Raw genomic sequence first — 24777 nt, 5'->3', positions numbered from 1 at the left:
AACTGCCATGAAAAACTTTGCTCTACTGGCTTTAGCAGCCACTGTTTTCCCAAGTACCGAACAGACGGTTAGTGTTAAGGAAGACGCTACTTACGGCGGCGCTCACGAGTACACGCTGCGCGAATCGCTTGGCTTTGACCCGGAAACGCAGCAAGCCATCTATACTGATTCGACCCAAACTATCCGGTTCGTGCATAAGCCTGATGAGGCCCCAATGGAAGCCGGTGCTCAAAGCGAACAGTTGGCCATTATCCTGCTTGACCGGTGCGTGAAACTTAACGCACGGTTCCCTTCAAGCCACAATGCCAAAATGATTGCGGGCCTGGAAACATTTCTTGATGCCTGTCGCGAACGGGTACAAGAACGAATCGACCGGGGCGTAATGGGCCAGCTAAAAAAATGAACATCGGCAAGCTCGACCGTCTCATTACGCTGCAAGCCCCGGCGACGGTGCCGCAGGCTCCCAACGGCGAGCTGGCCCCCAAGGCCTTCACCGACGTGGAAGCGGTGTGGGCCGGCATCTACTACGCCCCGGGCAACGAGGCGGTGCAGGCTGGCGAGCTGACGGCTACCCAGCGCATCCTGTTCACCATCCGCTACCGGGCCGACGTGCGGCCCACCTGGCAGCTGATGCACGAAGGCCGCACGTTTCAGATTACCGACGTGGCCGAAATTGGCTGTCGGCAAGGCCTCAAGCTCACCTGCTACTCCCATGGCTAACGGCATTCAATTTCTGCACATTGAAGAACTGAGCCAAGTGCTCGACGGCCTGCCCGGCGCGTTCGGCGATAAGGTGATTGACGGCGTGCTGCGCAAAGCGGGCCAGCCGATGCTGAAGCTGGCGAAGGCGCTCAGCAGCAATGCCGACGTCACCGGCGACACCACCAAGTCGATTGGCTTCATTGCCAACCGCAAGAACAACAGCCTGACCCTCGGCCCGCGCCGGGGCAACGGCTTTAAAGGCTACGTGGGCCACATCCTCGAATACGGGGCCGCTCCCCACACGATTAAGGCCAAGGCGGCCGGCGGGCTGCTGGTGTGGGCCGGCGGGGCCGCCAAGCAGGTGAGCCACCCCGGCATTGCCGCCCAGCCCTTCATGCGGCCCGCTTTTGATGCCACCAACCCGCAGGTAGTGGACAGCATCAAGGCCCAGTGTAAGGAAATTATTGTCAGTGAGTTTAAATCTGTTTTCAAATGAAAAACGGCCCTTGGATTAATCAGGACGAGCAGAAGCCTGTCCCCGAAAAGGAGGTGGCTATTTGCGTAATCCGCAAAGCAAAACAGGTTGCTCAACCGGATGGAAGCACGCGCTGGGTCTTGACGGATGAATCCCCGATTGATATTCAGCAAGACACTTTCTTCTGGCAAGAAACTGATATCGAAAGCGTAAAATAATGCTCCTCGGCCCGCTGCTCTTCTCCCTGCTGAGCCAGGCCGCCCCCGTGGCGGCCCTGGTGGGCACGCGCATCTACCCGCTGCGCATCCCGCAGGAGCAGCCCCGACCGGCCATCACCTACCAGCTCATCAGCCGCGTGCCCGACGGCTCGGCTATCTGCGCACTTGATGACATTGCCCGCGTGCAGCTGAGCCTGTTTGCCGATACCTACGGCGAAATCGAGGCCCTGGCCGCCACCGTACGCGGGGCGCTGCACCGGCTCAGCACCCTGGGCGTGTACCTGGAGCTGGACAACGAAATCGACCACCACGACGACACGGCCGACTGCTACTTCCGCAGCCAGGACTACTTCCTTGAAATTCCGGCTGCGTAGCCACCCCGTTTTCTTCTCACCTTTTTTCTGCAAACACCATGTCATTAAATCCCATCAAAGGCCGCGATATCGGCTTAGCGGTGCAAAAAACCGTCGGCAGCACGCCCACCTACGTGGTGGTGGGCTGCGTAACCGATGCCTCTTTCGACGTCGATACCGAGGCCGATGAGGCAACGTGCTGGGCCAGCGGCAAATGGAAGGAATATATTGGCGGCCAAAACGGCTTTAGCCTCAGCGGCACGCTCAACGTGCGCCAGGCCATCAACGACACCACCGGCACCGGCATGAGCGATGCCGACAACAACGTGACCGCCGAAAACCTGCTCGATTTGCAGATTGCCGACGACCCGCAGCCGATTCAGATTCAGTACCGCATCGGTTCGGCCACCGGCAGCGCCCGCTACGCCGGCCTGGGCATCATCACCAAATCCAGCTTCAAGGGCCAGCTCAAGGGCATTGCCACCTACTCGATTTCGGTGCAGGGCACCGGCCCGCTGGCCAAGACGCTGGCCCCCGCTTAATCCCCATGAAAGGACGCCAAACAACCCGCGCCGGCTTCCGGCCGGGCTGTTTGGGCCTTCGCTATCCCCTTACCTGTTACTTCTTTCTCATGAAATCTGAAAATTCCACGATTGCCCCCGCCGATGCTGAGCGCGGGGAAGTACAGTTGACCATCAGCGGCGAGTCGCGCCTGATTCGCTTTGGCATGCGCTTCATCAAAACCCTGACCGACCAAAAAGGCGAGGCCGGCCCCGGCGACATCCTGGAGCGCATCGCCTCGGGCACGGGGGCGGCGCTGGCGGCCATGGTTGACATGGCGGTGTTGGGCGTGCAGCTGGCCACGCCGGGCCTTTCGGCCGACGAGGCGCTGACCATTGTGGATGAGTTGAGTAAGGCCGAACAGGAAGAGCTGTTTTCCGTGGCCTTTCGCGCCGTAACGAAATCCCCTTTACTGGCGGCTTTGAACCGGGGCTAAGCCGCCTGAGCGACGAACACCCGACGCCTCCGCCGCCCGAAACGTGGGACGACATTATTGGCTTCGCGCTGGGCGACTTGCGGCTCAGGCCGGCCGCTTTCTGGCAACTCACTTGGCGCGAGTACTGCGCCGTGGCCGCCGGCTGGCACCGTCGGCAAATCCGCAAGTGGCACCACACCCGCTACCTGGCCACGATGCTGCTCAACGTGAACCGGGCCGAAAAAACGCCCGCCATCCTCCCCCATGAAGTGCTGTGGCTGCCCGGTGACCCGGAGCCAACCCCGCCGATGGATGAGGTAGAGTTTGATGCCACCATGGCCCGTCTGGCCGCTACCGACTAAGTTGCATGAGCGATATATTAGCCTCCGTCTCCGTTGTTTTGGGGGCTGATATCAGCGCCTTTCGCGCCGGCATGGCCCAAGCCCGCAAGGAGCTGAAAGGCCTGGTGCAGGCCGGGGAGGCCATGAAGGATTTGGGCCGCAGCCTGAGCACCTACGTGACGGTGCCCCTGCTTGCGCTCGGGGCCGGGGCGATTGCCGCCTCAGGCAAGATTGAGAGCCTGCGCAACGCCCTTAATTCCATCAGCCAGCAGGATTTGGCCAAGCAGGGCGCCACCGGCGTGGCCGCGCTGGGCGAGGCGGCCAGCCTCACGACGGAGCGCATGAAGGAGCTGGAGGTATTGGCCCGTGCGCCAGGGCTGGGCTTCGAACAGGCCGTGCAGGGCGATGTGCGCCTGCGGGCCGTGGGCATCAGTGCCGAGCAGTCGGCCAAAAGCCTGAAAGCATTTGCCAATGCCATCGCCACCACCGGCGGCGGCAAGTCGGAGTTTGACCGGGTGACCGTGCAGCTGGCCCAGCTTTCGGCTAAAGGCAAGGTGCTGGCCCAGGATTTGCGGCCCATCATCGAGGCGGCCCCGGCCGTATCGGCGGCCCTGCAAAAGCTCTACGGCACAGTGGACAGTGAAGATATTTCCAAACAGCTTCAAAAACAGGGGCAGTCGAGCACCGATTTTATCGCCGTGCTTACCGACGAGCTGGGCAAGATTCCGCAAGTGGCCGGCGGGTTGAAAAACGGCCTCGAAAACCTGGGCGATACGGTAACCATCAGCCTGGCGAAGATTGGCGACGGCATCAGTAAGGCCCTGAACCTGCCGGCGGTGCTGGCAGGCATCAGCGATTTCATAACGCGCATCGGCGATGCGTTTTCAACCCTTTCGCCGGGCGCGCAAAAGCTGGCAGTCAGCTTGGGTGTTGCTGCTGCGGCTGCCGGCCCGCTGCTGCTGGCCTTCGGCACGGTGCTCACGGTGCTGCCGAGCATGGTAACTGGCTTTGGCATCCTGACCGGCGCGGTCAGCGTGTCGCTGGCCCCCATCGCGCTGGGCGCTGCGGCTATTGCTGCCGCTGCCTTCTTGATTATTGATAACTGGGCCGTGCTGGCCACCTACTTCAGCCCATCGGGTGAAGGCGGGCGCGTATTTGGCGACCTGGCGGAACGTATCGGGCAAAGCGCGGCCACGATTGGCAACATCTTTTCGGCGCTGGGCAGCCTGGGCACTAATTCACTCGGCGGACTGGTGGCAGGCTTGCGGCCGATTCAGGAAGCCGTGCGGGAAATCGGCGATGGCTTTACCGGCTTGCTGGACACGGTAAACGGCACGGTCAACTTTATTATCGACCTGCTGAGTGGCGAGTTTCGCAAAGCGCTGGAAGATATTACGACGGTCGCCGATGGCCTGAGCCGGCCGTTTCGCTCCCTGTTTGGCCTGATTGAAGAGCGCGGCACCAGCATCAGCAACTTTTTCAAGGGCCAGTTTGTGGCGGCGCTGGAAGATGCCTCAGTTGCGGCGTTCGTGCTGGGCGGCGACCTGGAAAAAGCGTTGGGCAGCACGAAGCTGGGCCTGCTCCAACGACTCAAAGATGAACTGAAAGCGGTAAAGGAGGCGCTGGACACCGAACCCACTGAGAAGGCCATCGCGGCCGACAACCGCCGCATTGAGAGCCTGGAAAAGCAGATTGCTGCGTTGGAAAAACTGGGCAAGAGCAGTAAGGCGCTGGCGGAGTTGCAGAAAGCGCTGGCCGAAAACGACAACCTGAGCCGGGCGCTGGGCAGCGACTACGAATTCCTAAAGGGCAAACTTTCGGCCGTTGAATCGGGTATCAAAAAGCTGATTGCCGAGGGTTGGAGCCCGTACAGTGCCACGGTGCGCGGCCTGGTAGCTCAGCAGCGGGAGTTAAACACGGTGCTAGGGGACAATGCGCAACTGGCCGCCCGCTTGGTGAAGGGCCTGGAGCCGAAAGATGCCCCGGAGCTGAAGGTGAAGGTGCCCGAGCTAGCAGCCTTGCCCGAAACCCTTAAAACCGGCCCGGTGGACACCACGGCCACCAAAGCCTCTCTGACGGAATTCCAAGCGTTTTTGGGTGGCTTTCAGGTGTCGCTGCAAGCTGCTGGCGAGCAGATGGCGCAGGCATTGGGAGGGGCGCTTTCCGGGATTGGCCAAAACATCGGCGTGGCGCTGGCTAATGGCACCAGTGTGGCGGAAGCCGCTGGGCAGGCATTGCTGAAGGCGCTAGGTGACCTGCTGGTGCAGTTTGGCGAAAAACTGCTACTATTCAGTATTGGCAGCTTTGCCACAGGCAATATTCCGCTTGGGGTAGCGCAGGCGGCGGCCGGCACCGCCTTGGTTGCGGGCGGTGCCTATGTAGGCGCTACGGCGGGCGGCGGCTACAGCGGAGCCAACAAATCGACCAACTACAGCCAGAACGCCAACGCGGGCCAGAATGCCGCTCCACTGAAGATTCAGGTGGAGGTCACCGGTACCCTGCGTAGCACGGGAAAGGATTTAGTAGCTGTGCTGAGTGCTCAGGACTACCGCCGGCTGCGCACCAGTTAAGCACACTATTCAAGCCCCTCTTCAACATCGAAGACACCGGCCGTTGTATAGTAAAAAAACTGCTCTTTCAGCACGTATGCCCCGAAGCTGTTCTTGGCCCGGTACCGATGCCGTACCCGCCACGCATAGCTGTTGCTGCCAGTTGGTGGTGACGCATAAGCAGGCGCGCCATATTCAATGCTTTGGTAGCTATCCCAGTCGTTTAATGTATTTCGCAAGTATGAGCGAACGGCTATTTCGGGAGCGGGAATATTGTCCTGTGGTGAGGTAGCAGGCACACCCGCCTGCGCTACGGGTTCAACTGGGTGCTCTCCCAGCGGTTTGGATGGATGGGATTGCGGGCTTTGTTCGCAGGAAGCAAGCAGTAGACAAATGGAAAGGAAGGTTTTCATGCACCCAATATACTAGCCTCCCCCACTTTCCCCCGCCCACCTGCCCGCCCCGCCCACCCCCGCCCGGAACTTTGGGCATGGCTTACGTGCTGCTTCGTCGTACTCCCATTGCCAACACCGCGCCCGCCACGGGCTTCAGTGTGTTTGTGGACCAGTACGACCTGCGCGCCCGCCGGCCTTACCGCGACGCCTACCAGGCCACGAGCAACACCGGCCCGAATGCCGCGTTTGAGCTGGCCATCGGCGCAGCAGTGCCCGGCGCGGCCTTCTGCGTGGGCGGCACGCGGCGAGAGGTCAACTACGCCGGCGACGGCAAAATCAGTACCCACGACGTGCCCGGCGCACTGGCCTGCGCCAGCAGCCTGGCCGACCTGGTACTGACCACTACCCACGCCCTGACGCTCTACAGCGAGGACGCATACCTGCTGGCTGGCTGGAATGGGGGAGCCGGCCCGCTGCGGGTGCGCTGCGCGCTGCTGGCCCCGGGCGCTTCGACGGCACCCGCCTTCTACACCGAGCTAAGCCTGCCCGCCGGGACCACGACGGTCACCATTCCACCGGTGGCCGCCGCCACTACGACGCCCGCCGCCAGCGCCAGTGATGAGCGGAGCCGCCGCTACGAGCGCCTGGCCACGCCCGCGCCGCTGGCCGGCCTGCCCGCTGGCCGCTACCGGGTGGAGGTGCTGGAAGAAACAGGCGGCATCATCGCCGGGGAAATCACGGTGCTGCCCAGCCAAAGCCCCGGCGCGGTCGAGGTCTACAAAGTCCCTTACTCCGGCACGGCCGCCGAGCTCACGTTCGGAAGCGCGCCGTTTCAGGTGGTAGCCCGCTTCATCGGGAGCCGGGCGGATAGCCTGGTGGGCTTATTCACCAACCCGCCGGCCGCCGGGCAGCTCTACACCCGCTACGCGGTGCATCCGGTTTCGGAAAGCCAGGCCATCTTTTCGGCCACCTGCTACACCATCGCCACCAATACGGTGGCCACCTACACGGCCACCGTGGACATTCCGCGTACCGGCAGCGGCGTGAGCCTGCTGGATATCTTGCCCGAACGCACCTATTTTCTGCCCGCCGGCACCCCCGTCGGGGCTGCCGGTCGCTACAGCAACGGGCAGGGCGGCGTGACGGACAGCGGGGCGGGCATTGTGTCCTCTACCCGGCTGGAGGTCGCCAACATCGTTTATTTCCACCCGCCCACGCCCACCAGCGCGACCGGCGGCGTTCTTGTGGAGGCCGTCAGCTTCGACGACGTACTGACGGCCGACCAGCAGGCGGCCGGGGGGCCGTTTCCGCGCTACACGCTGCTCGACGCCGCTGGTACGGAGCAGGCCACCAACACCACCGGCCGTTTTGGTGGCCTGCTGGCGGCGGCCTACACCGTGCGCGTGCGCAATCAAGCCCTGCTCGGGTTGCTGGTTGACGTGCCCGTGGTGCTGACGGCCCGCTACGGGCTGAAATGGCAGCTGCGCTTCGTGGACGTGCGGGTGGGCAAGGCCTGCCGGCTCGAACTCTGGGCGCGGGGTTATGCCGGCCCGGCACTGGATTTGTGCGGGCAGGACGAGCCGGTGAGCCTCGAAACCGAAGGGTTTGCCGGCGGCAACACGCAGGCCGATTTGCCGGATAGCATTGGCAGCAGCCTGACCATGCGCCTGAAAACGCTGCCCGGAGCGCTGGCCGACCTACTGGTTGATGACCGCGCCTGCCGGGCAGACTTTTACTACGACGAGGCCCTGGAATTTACGGGCTACGTGCAGCCCGAGATTTACGAGGAGCCGATGGTGGGCCTCGCCGTAGCCGTGGAGCTAACCGCTACCGACGGCCTGGCCGCGCTGAAAGACGTGGATTTTGCCGGTCACGTCGGACAGGAGCTGCGCGCCCGCCGGCCCGTGCTTAACACGCTGCTGCACTGTTTGAGCCGCACCGACCTGGCTCTGCCCGTGGCCGTGTTCACCAACCGCCGGGCGCTGGAGATGAGCAGCGACGAGCAACCCGAAACCGACCTGTATACCGACCGCCTGGCCTACGCGCCGGCCGGCAAGCCCATGGACCTGCGCGCTGTGGTCAACGCGCTCTGCGCGCTGCTGGGCGGCACGCTGGTGCAGCGCAACGGCCGCTGGGAGGTGCGCTCCGCGCTGGAAATGGCCGGGGTCAATGTGGCCGGCGGGTACGCGCTGCTGGCCCTGCCGTCCCCGGCTGGCCTGGCCACCGGACAGGTACAGCTCGTTTCCTGGCTGGTAGCCGATGGGGCCGCCGTGACGCCGGGCCAGCCGGTCGCCAACGTGCAGTACGAGGTAGCGCAGGAAGGGGGCAGCGCAATCCTTACGATAAACGAGCAGCTCGTAGCCCCGGCGGCCGGCGTGCTACACCAATCAGCTTCCGCCGGAAGCCGCTACCCGGCCGGCTCGGCAATCGGCGATGTGCCCGTCCCGGCTCGCACGCTGCCCGTCGCCGGCCGCGTCTACGATGCCGCTGGCGACCACGCCGCCGCTTCCACTATCGCCACCCCGGCCCACCGCATCGTGCCGCCCCGCGTGGCCGAGACTGCTGCGGCCCTCACTCCCGGTCCGCTCTGCTGGCGCAAGGCCAGCCAGCGGGAGCAGCGCCGCGCCGGCTGGCGTTACCTGACCGCCGCCGGCGACGCAACTTATGTGGAAAATGCCTTGCGGCAGGGCGACTATTTTTCTGATGCCGCCTTCTGGGATGCCAGCGGCACGGCGCTGCTGACGGAGGCCGGCTGGCAGCCAGGTAGCGCCAATGGCCCCATTCCCATCACCTTATTCCCCCTGCGCCTGGTGGAGGCCGGCGCGAAAGCCGAGGAGCTGGCCACCGCGTGGCCAGCGGCCGGCAGCCCCCTGGATGGCCGCTACCTCGAATCCGAGCTGGCCCCGTTGGTGGCCGGGGCCGAGGGGCTGGCCATTGAAATCAAGGTGGAAGCCAAGTACTCCAGCGGCATCAACCCGGCTGCGGAAGCTTTTAAGGCCGCGCGGGCCTACCTGTGGGTAGAAATTGTGGGCCATGCGCTTGGCGGCGGGCTGCGCAGCAGCGGGGCCGTGCTCAGCTTTGCGCCGGCCGCCTCCCTCGCGGACGGCTTTGCCACTGCTACCGCCCGGCTGCCCGTGCCCGCGCTGCCGGGGACGGACCGCCTGCGGGTGCGGGTGCATGCCTATACCTACTACAACCCGCAGCGGGGCCGCGTGAGCGACGACGGCCTGGACCCGGCGGCCGGCGGGCTGCTGCTCAAATCCGTGGGCATGCAGCTGCTGCCCCAGGGCGCAAGCTGGAGCGCGACCGAAAGCTATTACGCCAGCGGAGCCGGCGGCAGCGTGCGCCCGGCTGGCCTGGAGGTGTTCCACGTCGATGCCCCGCAACGCGCCGGCTTGTTCGACGGCAATGCCTACGCCTTTCGTCGCAGCGTGACCCGGGGCCGCGCCGCCAACCCGGCCACCGAATGGGCACGGGCCGACGATTTGCGCCCCGCGCCGTTGCTGGCCGCCGCCGTACTCGACACGCTGGCCCTGCGCGCCAATCCCTCCCGCGTGCTGAGCGGCCCGCTGAAGCACCTGCACCGCGCCCCCGCACCGCTCGATGCCGTGGACGCGCCTTACGACACCCCCGGCCGCCGCTTCGCCGTGGGGGCGCGCACCTGGCACGTCAAGTCGGCCGAAACCGATGTGTCGCTGGTCGAAATCGGCGAAGGCGAAACCCTGGTACCGGCCACGCTCCCGCCCCGGGTGCTGCTGGTACGCGGCCGCACCCAGAACCGGGCGCGCATTCTCTTGTCACGTCGCGGCGGTGTCCGCGCTATTCGTTAGCCCATGCCCGTTACCCCTCTGCCGCCCGGCACCGCCAGCGAAGGTTACTACATTGAAGACGAGGACCGCTTCGCCGGCACCCCGGCCCAGCTTGACGGTTCGCTGTTTCTGACGGATACGCCCGATGGCACGGCCGCCGGTGGATTCGTGAGCCGGGCAGTTTCGGGTGAGCAACTGCGCACCCTGCTGGCCGGCCCCATCGGCAACGCCGCCAAGCTGCCGGTCAAAAACGTGAACTCGCTGGCCCGGCGGGACGCGCTGGACCCGCTCACCATGTGCCTGGGCACCGAGTGCTTGGTCTATGATTCGGGTACGCGCTACGTGCTGCGCTACACCTACTTCACTACCCCGGGCTGCCTGACGGTGTTCCTCGACGGCAACTTCCGCGCCGGGGAGCTCATTACCGCGCAGTGGATGGACGCCGCCGAGCACTTCAGCGGCTTGCGGGCGTTCCAGGAAGACCCGGCCGGCTACCTCTACCACACCGGTGACTACCGGCGGGGCTACGTGAGCGATGCCAGCGAAGAGCAGGCCTACGTATTCCAGGGCCCCAACAACACCAGCCAGCCGTACCCAGCCACGAGTGCCAGCGACGCTAGCTGGCGGCACATCGGCAAAACCGACGTGCCGGCACCGGTTCCGCTCCCCGCCCCCAACCGCCGTCCCTCCCTCACCAAAGCCGTGCGCTGGCTCACCAACGCTGCCCGCACGGCCGCCGGCGGCACCGGCGTGAGCCTGGAGGAACTACTGGCCCTGGAGCCGGCCAACATGTGTGCGGGCGACCTGGTCACGGTGGAGAATGACCCCCAGGGCGCGTATAAGACCTACCGCGTTATCTACGACGGGGCACTTCGCCCGCCTGGCAGCGGCCTGTACGTATTTGCCGATGGCGACTTTGTGGCGGGGCAGACGGTGCCGGCCCGCGTGGTGCGGGCCGATGCCAAAGCAGCTGGGGTGCCGGCCTACCTCTCGCTGCCGAGCGGCTACGCCTTCGCAGTGGACGAGCTGGTGCGGGCCTTCGTCAACGGCACGGCGAGCGAGCAGTTCTTTGCCGCCAAGCTGGCCGGCTCCGCCCCGCCGCCCACGAGCGTAGCCGGCGATACCTACTGGCGGCACGTCAACGAAACGGACGTGCCTGACCCCCGGCCGGTTTCCTTTCAGCAGCTCACCGGCAGCCTCTACGACAACGCGCAAGCGGCTGACGAGTTGGCCGCCAAGCTGGCCAACGCCAGCAACCTGAACGACCTGGCTGACAAGCCCCAGGCCATTGTGAACCTGGGCCTGCCGGCGTGGCTGACCACGCAACTGGGCGAAATAGGCGTGGTATCGCTGGTTGATGAGCAGGACTTCCCGGCCAGCACGGGCAGCAATGCCAACCTGCGCGGCGCAGCCCCGGCGCTGAATACCGCTTATTTTCTTTCCGCTACGGCGGCGGCGGCGGAAAATAGCGTGCTGCGCCTGCTGGCCCCGACCAACAACGGCTTCAACGTCGGCCAACCCATCCGCGTGCGCCTGGCGGAAAATGCCCTGCCGGTTGTGCTATACCTCTACACTGGCACAGCCAAGCTCACCGTGATACAGCCCGGCGAGTCGCTGCTGTTGGCGTGGACCTACGCCAACGCCAAAACCGTGGACCCCGCCGGCAGCGGCCTGGTGTGGCAGGTCATCGAGCGCGGCGGTGGCAGCAGCAACGCCCCACCCGTGGCCCTGACCCCCACCGCCGGCACCGTCGCGCTGGACTTCGCCGTTACTCCGCGCCGCACCCTGGCCGCCACCGGCAACGTGAGCTTCACGACCATGAACCGTAGCACAGTCGGGGCCGAAAAGACCGTGCGCGTGAAAAACACCACCGGGGCCGCCATCACGCTCAGCTACGAGGCGTGGGTGAGCTACGGCGCGGCATTGCCTGCTACGCTCGCCGCTGGCAAAACCATGATTCTCACCCTTGCCTGCTACGGCACCAGCGTTTCGGACGTGGATGCGGCGGCCGTTCTCTCAAACTGATATGGCCGGCTTTAACCTTCATAGCGTTGGATTTATCGGGTTGCTCGGCAGCGCGGCCCCAGGCGGCACGGTGCTGCCCGGCTACACCGGCCTCATTGCGCCCGGCTACGCCCCGCCTGGCGATGCGCGGGTGCTGGAGTACGTGGACGATGCCCGCGTCGACCTGTGGACATATTCCCCCGGCTGGCTGACTGACACCAACGCTGGCGACTACTACGCCGGCACCATTCACTACCGCGACGACTATGGCACGGCAGCGGTATCGTATTACGGCGGCGGCTTCACGGTGGTAAGCCACACCGCGCCGAGCTTCTGCGATGCCGATATCTATGTGAACAACACTTATGAGGGCACTGTGAGCTACTACAGCGCCAGCGTGCTGGTGGCCTCCGATCTGCTGGCCGTGCCGCTGCCGGAAGGACTCCACACCGTAGAGTTCCGCCAAAAACCTGCCGGGGGCCGCGTGCGCTTGGTGCATGATGCCATTCGCCTGTTCGCCAAGCCTGCCTAACCCTTCCCCGCCATGCTGACCGACTTCATGCCCGTTTCCGACGAAATCGCACTGCCCCCGCTGCTCATCGGCGGCGCGCACGCCTACTACCGCACCGCCCGGCCGCTCGATAGCTTCACCGCCCGCTTCCCCGACGGCGGGCTGCTGATTCGCCTCAGCGTGCAGGTCATTGCCTACGCCGACGAGGCCTGCACGCAGCCCTGGCCCCCGGCCAAGTGGCCCCGCCCGGTGAAAGTGCAGACCGACGAGCTGACCGCCGTAGACCCGGCCACCGGCACGATTCGCTACATCTACAAGGGCATGCAGCAGGTGCTGAGCCTGGCCACGTTCGCCCTTGAAACGATTCCCGCCGACCTGGACTGGCCCGCCTGGCTGGCCGCCCACCCCGACCCGCTTACGCTGCAAACGCACTACTACCGCCGCCGCTACGACGCGGGCGCGGTGGACATGCGGGCCGAGGAGGCGCACCACATCCAACAGGCCGCCGCGTGGGGGCTCCTGGAGTAATGCCCCGCCGCCCGCTCTCGCACCAGCTGGCCCTGCTGCTGCTGGCCCTGGCGTTCTGCTACCCGTGCTGGCGACTGCCCGCCGCCCTGATGCCCGCCCCGCCCCCACCGCCTCACCCGCTGCTTTATGCCCCTGCTGCTGCTTGTCGCCGCCCCCGCTTCTGCCTACTCCCCTGCGCCGTGGTACGTCCACTGGCTCGAAACCATGCCCGGCTGGCTGCTGCTGACCGCTGCCGTGGTGGCCGGGGTGGCGTGGCTGCTAAAAAAGCCGATTGAAGAGGCGGCCAGTAAGCTGATTGAGCAATTTGCCGACCGTATGAAGCGCACCAGCAAGGAGCCGGCCAGCGGCACGGAGCTGGCCCGAAAGGCCCGCAAGGCCGTGGTGCTCGAGCAGGCTGCCGAACGGCTGCGGCTGGAAATCGCCTGCGACCACGTTTCCGTGTACGGGTGCCAGAACGGGGAGTACCTGCGCTCCGGCGAGGGTATTGACAAATTCGTGATGCAGGCCGAAGCTGTGGACCGCCCGCCCTACTACATGGACACGGAGCGCGTGGTGTTTGCGCAGGATATTCCGCGCACGGTGCTGGCCCTGGAGTCGCAGCCGTACCTGCTGCTGTGGGCCGAACGCTGCGACGATTGGAAGGTCAATAAGATGATGAAGGAGCGGGGCTACGACAGCTCGATTGCCGTCTTCATCCGCCGCCCCATCAAGGCCAGCGGCAACGAAATGGGGGTGATTGGGATGTACGTGCTCAGCTGGCACGACGTGGAGGTGTACCGCCCCGACCAGGCCGACGCGCTGCCTCGCGCCCACAAAGGCCCCACCCGGCTACTTGATGCCGCCCTCGAAACCCTGCTGCACCGCTTTGCTTTGGAGTTTTCCTACGCCATGTAATATGCACTTAAACACGTTTTTCACCAAGTCTTTCTGTGACTCGCTTGGCGTGCCCGACGGGGGCCGCGTCACTCAGTTTGTACTCGTGTGCCTGTTCGTGGCCATCGTAGCCGTGGGGCTGGTCTTCGACCGCTGGGCACCGGACTACCTCACCATTGGCCTGCTTGGAGCCATTACCGGTCAAAGCGTGGCCGTGGCCTGGGAAAACCGGGGCAAGCAGCGCACTGACGCCGACATAGCCACGGCCTCGATTACGGGCGAGACGCCCGCCGGCCCGGCCACGGCCACCACCCAAACCACCACCACCATTAGCACCGCCGAATGAACCGCCACCTACTCGCCTTCCTGTTTCTGCTGGCCGCGCACGTCACCGGCTGCCGCACGTCGCACCCGGTTGACGAGCGGGGCAACGCGGGCATCGTGCCGCTGGCCGCCAACCATGCAACCACCTTACACGATTCACTGCCGAACCGTGTAAGCCCAGCCCCATTCACCCGCTTCACCGATGCCATCGGCCTGAGCACCTATGCCGGCCGCGCCCGCCGGCAGGTCGTGAAGCTGGCCCGTGCCACGATACCGCGCAAAATCAAAATCGGCAAGGGCGGGCAGTACGCGCCGCTGGCCACCGTGGCTCTGAATGCAGGCAACAAGGGCGGCCCCATCGCCCATGCCGACAGCGGGGCCACGCTCACGCAAACCGTGGTCAACAAGAACAAGGCCGCCCTCGCCGCCGGCCCCAACGCCACGGCCACCCAAACCACCGTCAAGCCAGGCTTTCCCTGGCTGAAAGTCGGCGGGGCCGTGGGCGGCGTGCTGCTGCTGGTGCTGCTCTTCGGTACGCCGGTGGGCGGCTGGCTGGTGGCGGCTGTGGTGCGGCGCAAGTCCAGCGATTCCACCCTTAGCTAAGAAATCATGCTCCTGTCTTCCCGCTTTGCCTATCTGGCCACCGAAACCGGCCCCAAGATGCTCACCGAGGCCCTAAAGCTGCTCGGCACGGCTGAAGTGCCCGGCCCCAAATCCAACCCGGTGATTCTGGCCATGGCCGGGGCCGTGGGGGCGGCCTCCTACTACCACAACGACGACACGCCCTGGTGTGCGCTGTTTTGCTCCTATGTCGCCAAGCTGGCGGGGAAGGCCCTGCCGCCCGACCCGTTGGCCGCCCGCAACTGGGCGCACTTTGGTACGCCGGTGGCGGCCCCGATGCTGGGCGATATCGTGGTATTCCCGCACCATGTGGCCCTGTACGTGGGCGAAACCACCCGCACCTACTCATTATTAGGTGGAAATCAGGGCGACCGGGTGAGCATCGTGGACTTCCTCAAGGCCGGGGCTATCGCCTTCCGGCGGCCGGTCTACAACCAGCAGCCGGACAACGTGCGGCGCATCCTGCTCACGGTGGCCGGGCCGGTGGGTGTCAAAATCGTTTAATCTATTCACTCTTAACTCACAACACCATGCTCCCTCGTTTCGCCCTCCCCATTATCGTCCTCTGGATTATCGCCGTTGTGCTGGCTTTCCTGCCCACGACGGACTTTGCCGGCATGAGCCACCACACCTACACCGGCATCCTATTCGTGGCCGCGCTGGTGGCCACCGTGTACCTATTCATTAAAGGCGGCGGCAAGTAAGATGGATACGGCCGTCATCCTGCCCATCAGCAACCAACCAGGACACTATGTTTTTAGCTGCCCCGGTTGCCGCGTGGGCCATAAAATCAACACTAACCCCACCAATGGCAATCCGTGCCATACCCTGACCGGGCCGCCTGAAAAGCCAACTATTCGCGCATCGGTTTTCGCCAATCCGCAAGGCAAGCCAGAGCAAGGCCCTAAGTGCCATTCCTTCGTGACGGATGGCTGCATTCAATTTCTGAGCGACTGCATCCACGAACTAGCGGGCCAAACCGTGCCGCTGCCGGTGCTATGAACGCCTGGCCGCCGCTGCTGACCCACGCCGCCGCGCTGCTGCTTTGGCGGCGCTTCGTGGCCTGCGAAACCCGCGAAAACGCTCGCCTCATCGAAGCCGACGGCGCGAAAGACTCCCTGCATCAGCAGTTCCACGCCGCCCGCACCGGCATCCGCGTGGCCGTGGCCGCCGGGCTGCTGCTGGCCGTGGTGGCGGTGAGCTGGTGGGCCGGACTGCCGGCGCGGGCCATCGGCGCAAGCACGGCCGGGCTGCTGGCCTTGCTGGCCGGCTGGTTCTTCCACGCCTTCAACCCCGCGCTCTCGCTGCTTAGTGGCAAGGCGGCCGATTACGTGAGCTTTGAACCAGGTGCCGCGTGGTTTCCCGACCGGCTGCTGGCCCGCTACGCCCTGCGCCATCAACCCAACCGCGCCCGCGCCTACGCCTCGCAACTACTCCGCCTGCTGCTCACCGGGACCTTGGTGGTCGGGTTGGCGGGGGAGGTCGCGGGACTGGCGTGGGTGCTGCTGCGATAAGGAGTGACCACCAGCTGCTGGCGAAGCTGAGGAAACACCAGATTCTTACCGAGCGGCTGGCCTAATGGGCTGGCCGTTCGTATATTCGTAGTAGAAAGCGGATTAATAGACAGGCCGGGCGGTAAAGCCCTTCGCGTTTGAGCAGCCCGCCGCTTTCGCCTCATCACCGCCAAGCGGGCGGCAACAGCCTACCAAAGATGCGGGTGCAACTCCCGTTCCGGCTCTGAGCCGGGTCGTACAACAGGAGTACATTGGTGAAACCGGAGGACGCGGGTTCGAGTCCCGCCTGGCGTAGGTGAACAACACGCGTCGGCAGCTCAGTGGGTTGAGCGCCGGGAGTAATAAGAAGCCCCGGCCGCATCAGCAGCCGGGGCTTTTGGTTGTTATGCCAAATAGCCCAGCCAGTCGGCCAGCCAGCTACCGCCTACCAGCGCAGCCATCCCGGCCAGCCACGCCCACCAGGGCACCTTATCGAGTTGGTTTTCCAGCCAGTCCTCGAAATCGTAGAATCTCATTCTGCCAAGGTAAGCAGCTTGCGCAATTTCTTCTGGCTGATGGCAACCGGCACACCCTCGCGGAACAGCCTGAAGTGGTAAGTAGTGGCCACGCACTTTCTTACCACTTCATGCCGCCCGCGCCGATGGCCCCGCCGGTCAGTGTAGGCCTCGCGCCAGACCGTGCCCGCCTCATCCACCGTAAAGCCGGGGAAGCCCGCCACCGTCCAGCTGCGCGCCCGGGCCGGCAGGAACTGACCCCGTTTCCAAGCATCAGGGCGGTGACGGTCGGGGAGCAGGGGCAGGCCCATGAATTACGCCGCCTTGCGAATATGGCCCAACTGCAAGCGGCTCAGCTCGCCATCTATTGTCGCTTCCCTGACTTTCGAGTAATTTTTATTTACTACCCGCTCTTCGTCGCCCATCATCGCCGCGACCACCGCGCCTGACACGCCGGCATCACGCCAGCGCTGGGCGAAGGTGGAGCGCGAATCTTTGAACGTAAGGTCCGAAAGTGAAAAGCGCAACTCGACAGCAATCTCCTTCAGGGTTTTGTTGACATCGGAGTTTTGCCGCACTGGCAGCCGGCCGCGCCGCCGCTCAAAAATGGCGCGGGCTTCGGGAAAGAAGGGCACCGAAAACCCTTCTGGCTTGCGCTTGCGCATCTTCTGGCGTGTCATGCGAATCCACTCCCGCCCCTGCTCATCCGTTTTCAGGTATTCCAGCGGGTCGGCGGCGAATTGGCAATAGTCCACGTAGGAAAGGGCCGTGTAGCAGCAGAACACCCACATATCCGCCGTGGCGTTCAGGTAGTCGTTAGTGAATACCGTGGCCTCCAGTAGCGCCACCTCGGCCGGTGGCAGGTACCGGGGCTGGGTTGGCTCGGCCGTACTCTGGTATTTATAGCCATGCAGGGCGTTCATGCCCACGTAGCCTTCCATCGCGCCCCAGGCCACCACCATTTGCAGCATGTTCACCTGCTTGGCCATCGCCGCATGCCCGAAACGCGGCAGCCCATCCGGCCGCAGTTGGGCCAGGCACCAACGCTCCAGCGCCCGGGCGATGGGCAGCGTCACGTCGCGCAACAGGAACGCTTTGTTGCGTTGGGCCTGGGTGAAAAACGCGGCCAGGTTATCCAGCCGGGAGCGATAGGTGGCCACCGTGTTGCGGCTCTTGCCGATGCCCGGCCCTTGCATGGCTTGCAAAAACTGCGCCCCGGCCTGAGCAACGGTAAGTACTGGCAGCGCCGGCCGTCCCAGTCCGCGCACGGCTTCCAGAATTTGGCGGGCAGTGGGCTGGGCATTCTTCCGCAGGTGCTGATACGCCTGGTCAACGGCGTATTTTAATTCCGTCAGCCGGGCGTTCAGCCCCCGAATCCGGTCGACCGAGTAACTGCTCAAACGCAAGTTTTTGTTTTCGGGCACCTCGACGGCGTGGGTTTTCACGTTCCAATACGCCTCAGGCACGTCGATGCCGCTGGCAATCTCAGCCCGCTGCTTGGCAATCGTAATGCGCAGAAACAGGGGCGCGGTGCCATCAGCAGCCGTCCGGTTGGCGCGTCGCCAGAACTCGGCTTTCATCGAATAGTCGTAGAGCGGCAGCATGCGAAAGACCCGTTGGAAAGCCGGGCTGCAATACTAACGCGATTAGTGTGGTTTATGGTAACTGGTAACCGCCGAATCCCCTTGTTAGGGACGAATACCGGTCATTTAGCCCGTATTATCCTGCCACTGATTTTAGCACGACTCACCGGTAACCAGTAGGCGCAGGGGTAACCGGGCGGGTCGCTGCTAAAGCAAGTAGCTGAGAGCGACCGGGTAAAACAGAACCGCCCACGGTCGGAGAACGACGGTGGGCGGTTGCTGCTGATTAAATGTGGCCGCGTTAGGAATCGAACCTAAATCAAGAGCTTCGGAAACTCTCATACTATCCGTTGTACGACGCGGCCAGGTCCGGATGGGACTGCAAAAGTAGCCGCAAAAGCTACGGGGACCAAATTGTGCCGTCATTTTTCTGCCTGCCGCCCCAGGCTCAGCCATAACCTTCGCGCCAAAAAACCGGTTAAGCCAACCAGTAATCTGCATTCTTTCACCTCCAATTACACTCCATGAAAAAGAACCTATATACGGCCGATGCTTCGGCCGTGGGTGGCCGTAGCGGCCACGTTCGCTCTGCCACCGGCATCATCGACCTTGACATGTCGGTGCCTGAGGGCTTGGGCGGCAAGAAAAACGCCACCAACCCCGAAGAACTGTTTGCCGCTGGCTACGCCTCGTGCTTCCAGCAGGCCCTGCTCGTCATCGCTCAGAAGGGCGGCGACCGGCTCGACCCCGAAACCACCGTGCAGTGCTCCGTCACGCTATTTCAAGACGGCGAAGCCTACGGCCTGAGCGCCGTGCTCGACGTTGACCTCAGGTCCTTCGACCAGGCCAAAACCATCGATATGGTGCGCCAGGCCCACGAAATCTGCCCCTACTCGGTGGGCACTCGCGGCAACATGGAAGTGGAGCTGCGCGTGAAAGGCGAGGCTGTGGTATAATTGCCGAACATGCCTTAGCTTGTTCGGCTTCAGAATAGCATCCTATTCGGGCTGTTGCACAAAAAAATCCCCGCCGAAGGTATCGGCGGGGATTTTCTTTGTTCTGAAGCCGAACAAGCTAAAGCATGTTTTACAACTATGCCGCAGCCAGCACCTCTTTCACGCGGGCGGCAGCATCTTTCAGCAGCGTGGCCGAAAATACTTTCAGGCCGCTTTCGTCGATGATGCGGGCACCTTCTTCGGCGTTGGTGCCTTGCAGACGCACGATGATGGGCACGCGAATGTCGCCGATTTTTTTGTAGGCTTCCACCACGCCGTTGGCCACCCGGTCGCAGCGCACGATGCCGCCGAAGATGTTAATCAGAATGGCCTTCACGTTCGGGTCCTTCAGGATGATGCGGAAGCCCGCTTCTACCGTCTGGGCATTGGCTCCACCCCCTACGTCGAGGAAGTTGGCGGGCTCGCCGCCGCTCAGCTTGATGATGTCCATGGTGGCCATGGCCAAGCCGGCGCCGTTCACCATGCAGCCCACGTTGCCGTCGAGCTTCACGTAGTTCAGGTTGTTCTGGCTGGCTTCTACTTCCAAGGGGTCTTCCTCGTTGAAGTCGCGCAGGGCCACGAAATCCTTGTGGCGGTACAGGGCGTTTTCATCCAGCGTCACCTTGGCGTCAACGGCCAGGATTTTGTTGTCCGACGTTTTCAGCACCGGATTGATTTCGAACATGCTCGAATCGGTTTCGTCGTAAGCTTTGTACAAAGCAGTTACGAACTTTACCATTTCCTTTTGTGCCTCGCCCTCCAAACCAAGGTTGAAGGCAATTTTGCGGGCCTGGAAACCCTGCAGGCCCACGGCGGGGTCCACGTGCTCGCGGTGGATTTTCTCGGGGTGCGACTCGGCCACTTCCTCGATGTCCATGCCACCCTCGGTGGTGTAGATGATGACGTTTTTGCCCAACGCACGGTCCAGCAGCACGCTCATGTAGTACTCCTTCGGCTCCGAAGCGCCGGGGTAGTACACGTCCTGCGCCACCAGTATTTTGTTTACCAAACGGCCTTCGGGGCCGGTTTGCTTGGTAACGAGCTGCATGCCGATGATGTCGGTGGCAATGTCCTTCACCTTGTCAATGCCTTTGGCGAGCTTCACTCCGCCCCCTTTGCCCCGGCCCCCGGCGTGGATTTGCGCCTTGATGACGTACCAGCTGGTGCCGGTGTCGGCGGTCAGTTTCTCGGCGGCAGCCACGGCCTCCTCGGGAGTATCGGCCACGATGCCTTCCTGCACGCGGACGCCGTATTTTTTCAGGATTTCTTTGCCCTGATATTCGTGAATGTTCATAAAAACGGGTAAGGGGTGGTTTTGAGCTACGCGACCTTGCGGTTGGTGGCACGAAAGTACGGCGGCCGGCCCTGATTGTAGCAAACGAATGCGCGTAGTGCGAACTTACTGCCCGTACCAGCGGGCCAAAACGGCCTCGGCGGGCTTGTGCTGGGGCGTGAAGTCGGCGTGGCGGCGGGCCGGGCCGTCGGCTTGCAGGCCCGGATACCACTTCCAGATGAACGTGCCCTTCAGCCACGGCAGGCCCCAGCAGGCCCGGAACAGCGCCTCATAGCAGCGGGCCTGCATGGCCTCGTCGGGCGTTTGCAGGGCGGCCGTGCGCTCGGGCCATTCCCAGGGCCGTGCGGCGGCATCGGGCGTGGTTTTGTAGCCCACTTCGGTGAAAACTACGGGCTTTTTGATTTTTTTCTGCCACCGGGCTAGCTTTTGCAAATGGGGCTGCCAGCCGCGCAGCAGCGTATCGAGCGAAGGGCTGGCAGTTGGGCTCAGCGGGAAATACGCCTGAATGCCCACGTAGTCCAGCGCGTCCCAGAATTTGATTTGCTCGTACTCGCCGCTCCAGTTGGCGGCGTAGGTGAGCGGGCCGTGGTACACCCGCCGAATCTGCTTGATGAGGCCGCGCCAAGCCTTTTCGTGGGCGGGTTCGGTGGCGTGCTGCAATTCGGTGCCAATGCACAGGCCGTCCAGGTGCGCCGCCTCGGCCAGCGCGGCGTAATGCAGCATAAACGTGGCGTAGCTGGCAAACCACGCATCCCAATCTTCGGGGCTGTTCATCTTAATATCACCGGGCCAGGTGCTGCGGCCCCGCACCCACAAGTGCGGCTTGAGCAGCGTGCGGATGCCGTGCGCCCGGGCCAGCCGGGCCGTGTAGGCCAGGCCGGCGTCGCTTTCGCCCCACAGGCCGAAGCGGCCACCGGGCCGAGCGGTGTGCAGCTGCACGGCCGGCTCGGCAGGGCCGGCCTGCCAGCCGAAGGGCATCTGCGCAATCCAACTGATGTGGTCGCGCAGCAGCGGGGCCAGCTCGGCGGCCGTAATGGAATCGCCGCCCACCCAGCTCACACCGCGCAACCGCAGGATGTCCGCCACCACCGTGCCCTGGCCGCGCGGTGCAAAGGCCGCCCCTAAAGCCGATGGAGCAGTGGCCAGCTCCCGAGCTTGCCGGGCGGTTTCGATGGGGCTGGCGGCACGGCGCGGCCAGCCCCAGAGGGCTAGTAGCGGCACCAAGGCCAGCAAAGCCAGCGGCCACCAACGCCGCGCCGAAGAAAAGGAAAGCGGCATGGAAAAGAAATGCGTCAATGCAAAGAATCGGTTTACGCTTAATTGGCTGGCTACGTATAGGACGCGGCACGGCACCGCCCGGATTGTGCGTAGCTTTGCCACTACTGCTTCATTCACGTCTATCGCTGCCCGCCGTTGCTGCAAGCTATCAACATTCATAAGAGCTACAATTCCCTGAACGTACTCAAGGGCATCGATTTGACGATTGAAAAGTCGGAAATCGTGAGCATTGTCGGTTCCTCGGGGGCGGGCAAGAGCACGCTGCTGCATATTCTGGGCACGCTGGACACGCCGGATTCGGGCGATATCCTGTTCGATGGCGAGTCGGTGAGCTCGCTGGGGCGCAACGATTTGGCCCGGTTTCGCAACCGGCACATCGGCTTCATTTTCCAGTTTCACAACCTGCTGCCCGAGTTCACGGCCCTCGAAAACGTGTGCCTGCCCGCCTACCTGGCCGGCCGCTCCGAAAAAGAGGTGCGCGTGCGGGCCCGCGAACTGCTCGGGATGCTGAACATGGAATTCCGGGCCGACCACAAGCCCAGCGAGATGAGCGGCGGTGAGCAGCAGCGCGTGTCCGTGGCCCGCGCCCTGATTAATTCGCCCGAAATCATCTTTGCCGACGAGCCCAGCGGCAACCTCGACACCAAAAACGCCCAGGAGCTGCACCAGATTTTCTTCCTGCTGCGCAAGGAGTTGGGCCAGACCTTCGTTATTGTGACGCACAACGACCAACTGGCCGAGATGGCCGACCGCAAGATTGTGATGCGTGACGGGCACATTCTGGAAGGGGGGTAGTTTTTCTCACCGCAGAGGGCGCAGACGCTTACGCAGAGGGGCCGCAGAGGAATTGTTCTTCTGCGTCCCTTCTGCGTAAGCGTCTGCGCCCTCTGCGGCAAAAGCTTCTCGGGCCATTTCGGCGTCAAAAGATTATATTATCCAATCTAATTAGCCACGCAATTTTTCATTAACGAATATAACACATTGATATACAAGGATAAAATTTACCAATATTTTTGGCAATTCTGGCACGTTTCTTTCTAGCTTTGGGTTATTAACCCGAACATCAGTTGGACACATTACTAAAGAACAAAGCCATGAACGAGGCCCTCAAAACCACCAAGGAAGTTACCAAAAAAGTTAAAGTCGAGAGCTACGACATTGCCCGCTCCGATGAAACGCTGGATTTGGCGAAGGACCTCGCTAAGTTCATCAAGGATAACAAGCTCACGACCAACGTACAAGGCAAGGAGTTTGTGAACGTAGAGGGCTGGCAGTACGCCGGTTCGCGCTTGGGCATCGTGCCCATCGTGGAGCACGTCATCAACGTGAGCAGCCCCGAGGAAATGAAGTACCAGGCCAAAGTGACGCTGTTTGACCTGCGCCACGGCACCACGGTGGGGGCCGGCTTCGCGGTGTGCTCCAACAAAGAGAGCGGCAAAAAATTCTACCAGGAATTTGCCATCATGAGCATGGCCCAGACCCGGGCCATCGGCAAGGCCTACCGCAACTGCCTGGCCTGGATTATTCGTGCCGCTGGCTACGAGCCCACGCCCGCCGAGGAAATGGACTATAACACCAATGCCCACGCAGTGACTGCCACCCCGGTTGCTGCCGTGGCCCCTGCCGGGCCAAGCTTGCCTGTGCCCACCATGCAGGTAGTGCCCGCCGAAGCCCCGGCTGAGACGACTGCTGCCGTGCCCGTGCAGTACGCCACGGCCTCGCAGAAGGAGGAAATTATTCGCCTGCTAAACCACCCGGTGATTACCCGCCCGGAAAAGACCAAGATGCTGCTCAACATCAATCGCCTCGATGAGGAGCGCGCCATCCAGGCCATCGCCAAGCTGCGCAAGGCCATTGATGACCGTGAGAACGGCGAGAAGGCGGCTGCTTAATTTTAATTCGCTTCTATTTCTGCCAGCCCGGTGCCGCAAGGTACCGGGCTTTTTTGTTGGCTATTGGCTTGCCCTTTTTATTGAAGCTGTTTAAAGCGATGGTATCGAAGCGGACAGCCGGCAAAAGCCGGCAACCCAGCTGGAAAGCCACCGAATCCGACTTCCTAAACTGCTTCATTAATTGAGAAGTGATAAAATGATTCCAGCGCTGTTATTACTGAATCCGAATCTTTCAAAAACCTACTGAGTTGCCTTGTAAGGAGGCATAAGCAGGCTGTCCTGGACTCCGCCTTGCCCATTGGGAGAAACAGTTAGCCCCCGCATTACCGGGTGGAAGTTGCGGTATTCATGTAGTGGTTGTCGCTGTCTTCGCCCAGTTCGACGGTGCCCTGCTTGTGTGGGGTGAGTTTGGTCACCTCACACAAGCAGGGCACGCCCGTGGCCGGCACGCCGTCAAGCTATTGCTCAAAGCCTGGCCTTTCTGGTTTGAACAGGTGACGGCGGACAGGGCAGCCACCGAACGGCAGAAACCTACGGCCTAGCCGGTGGGAAACTGGCGCTGGAAGTGCAGCTTAAGGATGGTGTCGACCTTCTCCTTGGTGAGGGGCTTGCTGACGAGCCCGGCGATGGGCAGGGCATCAATGCGGCCGAGGTCGACGGAGTTCATCGACGCGGTGTGCATCACGATGACGACGGCCTGCTGCTGGGCTTCGGGCAAGCGCTTGTACGCTTCGACGAAGGCCATACCGTCCATGCCCGGCATTTTCACGTCGAGCAGCACCAGAACGGGGCTGCTGGGGTTGGCCTCGGCGCTGAGCCGTTCGAGGACGACCAGGGCTTCGGCGCCATCATTGGCCGACAGGTATTGGTCGGCTACGCCGTGCTGCTTGAGCAGGCGCTCGTTGAGGTGGTTGGTGGCGGGGTCGTCATCGACCAGCAGCACGCTGGAGAGCTTAATCATGCGGGAAAGAGGTTGGGACAGCACATAAGCTGGCTACGCCCGGAAGGTTTTGGGAAAACAACAAGTCCCCAAAGGTACGGTCGCGCC

30 protein-coding genes and 1 tRNA gene are annotated in these 24777 nt (G+C 63.1%); 23 read left to right on the top strand and 8 right to left on the bottom strand.

Annotated features, from left to right (window positions below):
- The first annotated feature begins 7 nt into the window (after positions 1-7).
- The 9 genes from ACVWYF_RS20580 to ACVWYF_RS20540 all read left to right on the top strand — a co-directional run bounded on the left by ACVWYF_RS20580 (position 8) and on the right by ACVWYF_RS20540 (position 5635).
- Positions 8-403, top strand: coding sequence for a hypothetical protein (locus ACVWYF_RS20580; RefSeq protein WP_457071625.1), 396 nt, complete (start codon positions 8-10; stop codon positions 401-403).
- Complete coding sequence (locus tag ACVWYF_RS20575; RefSeq protein WP_457071623.1) at positions 400-720, top strand: phage head closure protein; 321 nt, start codon at positions 400-402, stop codon at positions 718-720. The genes ACVWYF_RS20580 and ACVWYF_RS20575 overlap by 4 nt, the downstream gene beginning before the upstream one ends.
- On the top strand, positions 713-1198 hold the full coding sequence (locus tag ACVWYF_RS20570) for a hypothetical protein (RefSeq protein WP_457071621.1): 486 nt from the start codon (positions 713-715) through the stop codon (positions 1196-1198). Before ACVWYF_RS20575 ends, ACVWYF_RS20570 begins: the two co-directional genes overlap by 8 nt.
- On the top strand, positions 1195-1395 hold the full coding sequence (locus ACVWYF_RS20565; RefSeq protein WP_457071619.1) for a hypothetical protein: 201 nt from the start codon (positions 1195-1197) through the stop codon (positions 1393-1395). Before ACVWYF_RS20570 ends, ACVWYF_RS20565 begins: the two co-directional genes overlap by 4 nt.
- Positions 1395-1769, top strand: a complete 375-nt coding sequence (gene gp17 / locus ACVWYF_RS20560) for a tail completion protein gp17 (protein ID WP_457071617.1) — start codon at positions 1395-1397, stop codon at positions 1767-1769. The genes ACVWYF_RS20565 and gp17 overlap by 1 nt, the downstream gene beginning before the upstream one ends.
- A gap of 38 nt (positions 1770-1807) precedes the next feature.
- Positions 1808-2290 carry a phage tail tube protein gene (locus ACVWYF_RS20555; RefSeq protein WP_457071615.1) on the top strand — a complete coding sequence of 161 codons (483 nt, stop codon included), beginning with the start codon at positions 1808-1810 and terminating at the stop codon, positions 2288-2290.
- An 89-nt stretch (positions 2291-2379) separates the two neighbouring features.
- Positions 2380-2745, top strand: coding sequence for a hypothetical protein (locus ACVWYF_RS20550; RefSeq protein WP_457071613.1), 366 nt, complete (start codon positions 2380-2382; stop codon positions 2743-2745).
- Positions 2712-3086, top strand: coding sequence for a phage tail assembly chaperone (locus tag ACVWYF_RS20545; RefSeq protein ID WP_457071679.1), 375 nt, complete (start codon positions 2712-2714; stop codon positions 3084-3086). Before ACVWYF_RS20550 ends, ACVWYF_RS20545 begins: the two co-directional genes overlap by 34 nt.
- A gap of 5 nt (positions 3087-3091) precedes the next feature.
- Positions 3092-5635 carry a tape measure protein gene (locus tag ACVWYF_RS20540; RefSeq protein WP_457071611.1) on the top strand — a complete coding sequence of 848 codons (2544 nt, stop codon included), beginning with the start codon at positions 3092-3094 and terminating at the stop codon, positions 5633-5635.
- A 5-nt stretch (positions 5636-5640) separates the two neighbouring features.
- Here ACVWYF_RS20540 and ACVWYF_RS20535 read toward each other — a convergent pair whose 3' ends face one another.
- Positions 5641-6027: a hypothetical protein gene (locus tag ACVWYF_RS20535; protein ID WP_457071609.1), complete on the bottom strand. Its 387-nt coding sequence runs from the start codon at positions 6025-6027 to the stop codon at positions 5641-5643.
- A 77-nt stretch (positions 6028-6104) separates the two neighbouring features.
- Between ACVWYF_RS20535 and ACVWYF_RS20530 the strand changes: the two genes are divergently transcribed.
- The 11 genes from ACVWYF_RS20530 to ACVWYF_RS20480 all read left to right on the top strand — a co-directional run bounded on the left by ACVWYF_RS20530 (position 6105) and on the right by ACVWYF_RS20480 (position 16193).
- Complete coding sequence (locus ACVWYF_RS20530; RefSeq protein WP_457071607.1) at positions 6105-9839, top strand: hypothetical protein; 3735 nt, start codon at positions 6105-6107, stop codon at positions 9837-9839.
- 3 nt (positions 9840-9842) lie between these two features.
- A complete protein-coding gene (locus ACVWYF_RS20525) occupies positions 9843-11843 on the top strand; it encodes a hypothetical protein (protein ID WP_457071605.1) in 2001 nt (666 codons plus the stop codon).
- A 1-nt stretch (position 11844) separates the two neighbouring features.
- Positions 11845-12354 (top strand): hypothetical protein, encoded by a 510-nt coding sequence (locus ACVWYF_RS20520; protein WP_457071603.1) that lies wholly within the window; start codon positions 11845-11847, stop codon positions 12352-12354.
- Between the two features lie 12 nt (positions 12355-12366).
- A complete protein-coding gene (locus ACVWYF_RS20515; RefSeq protein ID WP_457071601.1) occupies positions 12367-12861 on the top strand; it encodes a hypothetical protein in 495 nt (164 codons plus the stop codon).
- A 126-nt stretch (positions 12862-12987) separates the two neighbouring features.
- Positions 12988-13755, top strand: coding sequence for a hypothetical protein (locus ACVWYF_RS20510; RefSeq protein WP_457071599.1), 768 nt, complete (start codon positions 12988-12990; stop codon positions 13753-13755).
- Position 13756: 1 nt separating this feature from the next.
- Positions 13757-14080: a hypothetical protein gene (locus ACVWYF_RS20505; RefSeq protein WP_457071597.1), complete on the top strand. Its 324-nt coding sequence runs from the start codon at positions 13757-13759 to the stop codon at positions 14078-14080.
- On the top strand, positions 14077-14661 hold the full coding sequence (locus tag ACVWYF_RS20500; RefSeq protein WP_457071594.1) for a hypothetical protein: 585 nt from the start codon (positions 14077-14079) through the stop codon (positions 14659-14661). The genes ACVWYF_RS20505 and ACVWYF_RS20500 overlap by 4 nt, the downstream gene beginning before the upstream one ends.
- A gap of 6 nt (positions 14662-14667) precedes the next feature.
- A complete protein-coding gene (locus ACVWYF_RS20495; protein WP_457071592.1) occupies positions 14668-15183 on the top strand; it encodes a TIGR02594 family protein in 516 nt (171 codons plus the stop codon).
- Between the two features lie 26 nt (positions 15184-15209).
- Positions 15210-15383, top strand: coding sequence for a hypothetical protein (locus tag ACVWYF_RS20490; protein WP_457071590.1), 174 nt, complete (start codon positions 15210-15212; stop codon positions 15381-15383).
- 1 nt (position 15384) lies between these two features.
- Positions 15385-15681: a DUF6527 family protein gene (locus ACVWYF_RS20485; protein ID WP_457071588.1), complete on the top strand. Its 297-nt coding sequence runs from the start codon at positions 15385-15387 to the stop codon at positions 15679-15681.
- Entirely contained in the window at positions 15678-16193 is a 516-nt protein-coding gene (locus ACVWYF_RS20480) for a hypothetical protein (protein ID WP_457071586.1), read from the top strand. Before ACVWYF_RS20485 ends, ACVWYF_RS20480 begins: the two co-directional genes overlap by 4 nt.
- A 383-nt stretch (positions 16194-16576) precedes the next feature.
- Here the strand turns inward: ACVWYF_RS20480 and ACVWYF_RS20475 are convergent, their stop codons facing one another.
- From ACVWYF_RS20475 to ACVWYF_RS20460, 4 genes are all read right to left on the bottom strand, one after another.
- Entirely contained in the window at positions 16577-16708 is a 132-nt protein-coding gene (locus ACVWYF_RS20475) for a hypothetical protein (RefSeq protein WP_457071584.1), read from the bottom strand.
- Complete coding sequence (locus tag ACVWYF_RS20470; protein ID WP_457071582.1) at positions 16705-16998, bottom strand: hypothetical protein; 294 nt, start codon at positions 16996-16998, stop codon at positions 16705-16707. Before ACVWYF_RS20470 ends, ACVWYF_RS20475 begins: the two co-directional genes overlap by 4 nt.
- Positions 16999-17001: 3 nt before the next feature.
- A complete protein-coding gene (locus ACVWYF_RS20465) occupies positions 17002-18291 on the bottom strand; it encodes a hypothetical protein (protein ID WP_457071580.1) in 1290 nt (429 codons plus the stop codon).
- 272 nt (positions 18292-18563) lie between these two features.
- Positions 18564-18635, bottom strand: a tRNA-Arg gene (locus tag ACVWYF_RS20460).
- Between the two features lie 159 nt (positions 18636-18794).
- On the opposite strand from ACVWYF_RS20460, the gene ACVWYF_RS20455 reads away from it, so the two are divergent.
- A complete protein-coding gene (locus ACVWYF_RS20455; protein ID WP_457071578.1) occupies positions 18795-19226 on the top strand; it encodes an organic hydroperoxide resistance protein in 432 nt (143 codons plus the stop codon).
- Between the two features lie 136 nt (positions 19227-19362).
- On the opposite strand, the gene sucC is transcribed toward ACVWYF_RS20455, so the two are convergent.
- Both sucC and ACVWYF_RS20445 read right to left on the bottom strand, forming a co-directional pair.
- Positions 19363-20559 (bottom strand): ADP-forming succinate--CoA ligase subunit beta, encoded by a 1197-nt coding sequence (gene sucC / locus ACVWYF_RS20450; RefSeq protein ID WP_457071576.1) that lies wholly within the window; start codon positions 20557-20559, stop codon positions 19363-19365.
- Positions 20560-20664: 105 nt separating this feature from the next.
- A complete protein-coding gene (locus tag ACVWYF_RS20445; RefSeq protein WP_457071573.1) occupies positions 20665-21837 on the bottom strand; it encodes a glycoside hydrolase family 113 in 1173 nt (390 codons plus the stop codon).
- Between the two features lie 135 nt (positions 21838-21972).
- On the opposite strand from ACVWYF_RS20445, the gene ACVWYF_RS20440 reads away from it, so the two are divergent.
- The gene (locus ACVWYF_RS20440) at positions 21973-22632 is read left to right on the top strand and encodes an ABC transporter ATP-binding protein (protein ID WP_168673905.1); all 660 of its coding nucleotides are present in this window, start codon (positions 21973-21975) and stop codon (positions 22630-22632) included.
- Positions 22633-22904: 272 nt separating this feature from the next.
- A complete protein-coding gene (locus ACVWYF_RS20435) occupies positions 22905-23729 on the top strand; it encodes a hypothetical protein (RefSeq protein WP_457071571.1) in 825 nt (274 codons plus the stop codon).
- 538 nt (positions 23730-24267) lie between these two features.
- Here the strand turns inward: ACVWYF_RS20435 and ACVWYF_RS20430 are convergent.
- Positions 24268-24690, bottom strand: a complete 423-nt coding sequence (locus ACVWYF_RS20430; protein WP_457071569.1) for a response regulator — start codon at positions 24688-24690, stop codon at positions 24268-24270.
- Positions 24691-24777 lie beyond the last annotated feature (87 nt).

Source organism: Hymenobacter sp. UYAg731, from assembly GCF_054061335.1.
The sequence above is the reverse complement of the archived record's forward strand: the minus strand, read 5'-3'. Positions and strand labels throughout refer to the sequence as shown.

Coding starts and splice junctions, on each gene's coding strand:
- ACVWYF_RS20580 (WP_457071625.1), top strand. CDS start 8: ATGAAAAACTTTGCTCTACTGGCTTTAGCAGCCACTGTTTTCCCAAGT.
- ACVWYF_RS20575 (WP_457071623.1), top strand. CDS start 400: ATGAACATCGGCAAGCTCGACCGTCTCATTACGCTGCAAGCCCCGGCG.
- ACVWYF_RS20570 (WP_457071621.1), top strand. CDS start 713: ATGGCTAACGGCATTCAATTTCTGCACATTGAAGAACTGAGCCAAGTG.
- ACVWYF_RS20565 (WP_457071619.1), top strand. CDS start 1,195: ATGAAAAACGGCCCTTGGATTAATCAGGACGAGCAGAAGCCTGTCCCC.
- gp17 (WP_457071617.1), top strand. CDS start 1,395: ATGCTCCTCGGCCCGCTGCTCTTCTCCCTGCTGAGCCAGGCCGCCCCC.
- ACVWYF_RS20555 (WP_457071615.1), top strand. CDS start 1,808: ATGTCATTAAATCCCATCAAAGGCCGCGATATCGGCTTAGCGGTGCAA.
- ACVWYF_RS20550 (WP_457071613.1), top strand. CDS start 2,380: ATGAAATCTGAAAATTCCACGATTGCCCCCGCCGATGCTGAGCGCGGG.
- ACVWYF_RS20540 (WP_457071611.1), top strand. CDS start 3,092: ATGAGCGATATATTAGCCTCCGTCTCCGTTGTTTTGGGGGCTGATATC.
- ACVWYF_RS20535 (WP_457071609.1), bottom strand. CDS start 6,027: ATGAAAACCTTCCTTTCCATTTGTCTACTGCTTGCTTCCTGCGAACAA.
- ACVWYF_RS20530 (WP_457071607.1), top strand. CDS start 6,105: ATGGCTTACGTGCTGCTTCGTCGTACTCCCATTGCCAACACCGCGCCC.
- ACVWYF_RS20525 (WP_457071605.1), top strand. CDS start 9,843: ATGCCCGTTACCCCTCTGCCGCCCGGCACCGCCAGCGAAGGTTACTAC.
- ACVWYF_RS20520 (WP_457071603.1), top strand. CDS start 11,845: ATGGCCGGCTTTAACCTTCATAGCGTTGGATTTATCGGGTTGCTCGGC.
- ACVWYF_RS20515 (WP_457071601.1), top strand. CDS start 12,367: ATGCTGACCGACTTCATGCCCGTTTCCGACGAAATCGCACTGCCCCCG.
- ACVWYF_RS20510 (WP_457071599.1), top strand. CDS start 12,988: ATGCCCCTGCTGCTGCTTGTCGCCGCCCCCGCTTCTGCCTACTCCCCT.
- ACVWYF_RS20505 (WP_457071597.1), top strand. CDS start 13,757: ATGCACTTAAACACGTTTTTCACCAAGTCTTTCTGTGACTCGCTTGGC.
- ACVWYF_RS20500 (WP_457071594.1), top strand. CDS start 14,077: ATGAACCGCCACCTACTCGCCTTCCTGTTTCTGCTGGCCGCGCACGTC.
- ACVWYF_RS20495 (WP_457071592.1), top strand. CDS start 14,668: ATGCTCCTGTCTTCCCGCTTTGCCTATCTGGCCACCGAAACCGGCCCC.
- ACVWYF_RS20490 (WP_457071590.1), top strand. CDS start 15,210: ATGCTCCCTCGTTTCGCCCTCCCCATTATCGTCCTCTGGATTATCGCC.
- ACVWYF_RS20485 (WP_457071588.1), top strand. CDS start 15,385: ATGGATACGGCCGTCATCCTGCCCATCAGCAACCAACCAGGACACTAT.
- ACVWYF_RS20480 (WP_457071586.1), top strand. CDS start 15,678: ATGAACGCCTGGCCGCCGCTGCTGACCCACGCCGCCGCGCTGCTGCTT.
- ACVWYF_RS20475 (WP_457071584.1), bottom strand. CDS start 16,708: ATGAGATTCTACGATTTCGAGGACTGGCTGGAAAACCAACTCGATAAG.
- ACVWYF_RS20470 (WP_457071582.1), bottom strand. CDS start 16,998: ATGGGCCTGCCCCTGCTCCCCGACCGTCACCGCCCTGATGCTTGGAAA.
- ACVWYF_RS20465 (WP_457071580.1), bottom strand. CDS start 18,291: ATGCTGCCGCTCTACGACTATTCGATGAAAGCCGAGTTCTGGCGACGC.
- ACVWYF_RS20455 (WP_457071578.1), top strand. CDS start 18,795: ATGAAAAAGAACCTATATACGGCCGATGCTTCGGCCGTGGGTGGCCGT.
- sucC (WP_457071576.1), bottom strand. CDS start 20,559: ATGAACATTCACGAATATCAGGGCAAAGAAATCCTGAAAAAATACGGC.
- ACVWYF_RS20445 (WP_457071573.1), bottom strand. CDS start 21,837: ATGCCGCTTTCCTTTTCTTCGGCGCGGCGTTGGTGGCCGCTGGCTTTG.
- ACVWYF_RS20430 (WP_457071569.1), bottom strand. CDS start 24,690: ATGATTAAGCTCTCCAGCGTGCTGCTGGTCGATGACGACCCCGCCACC.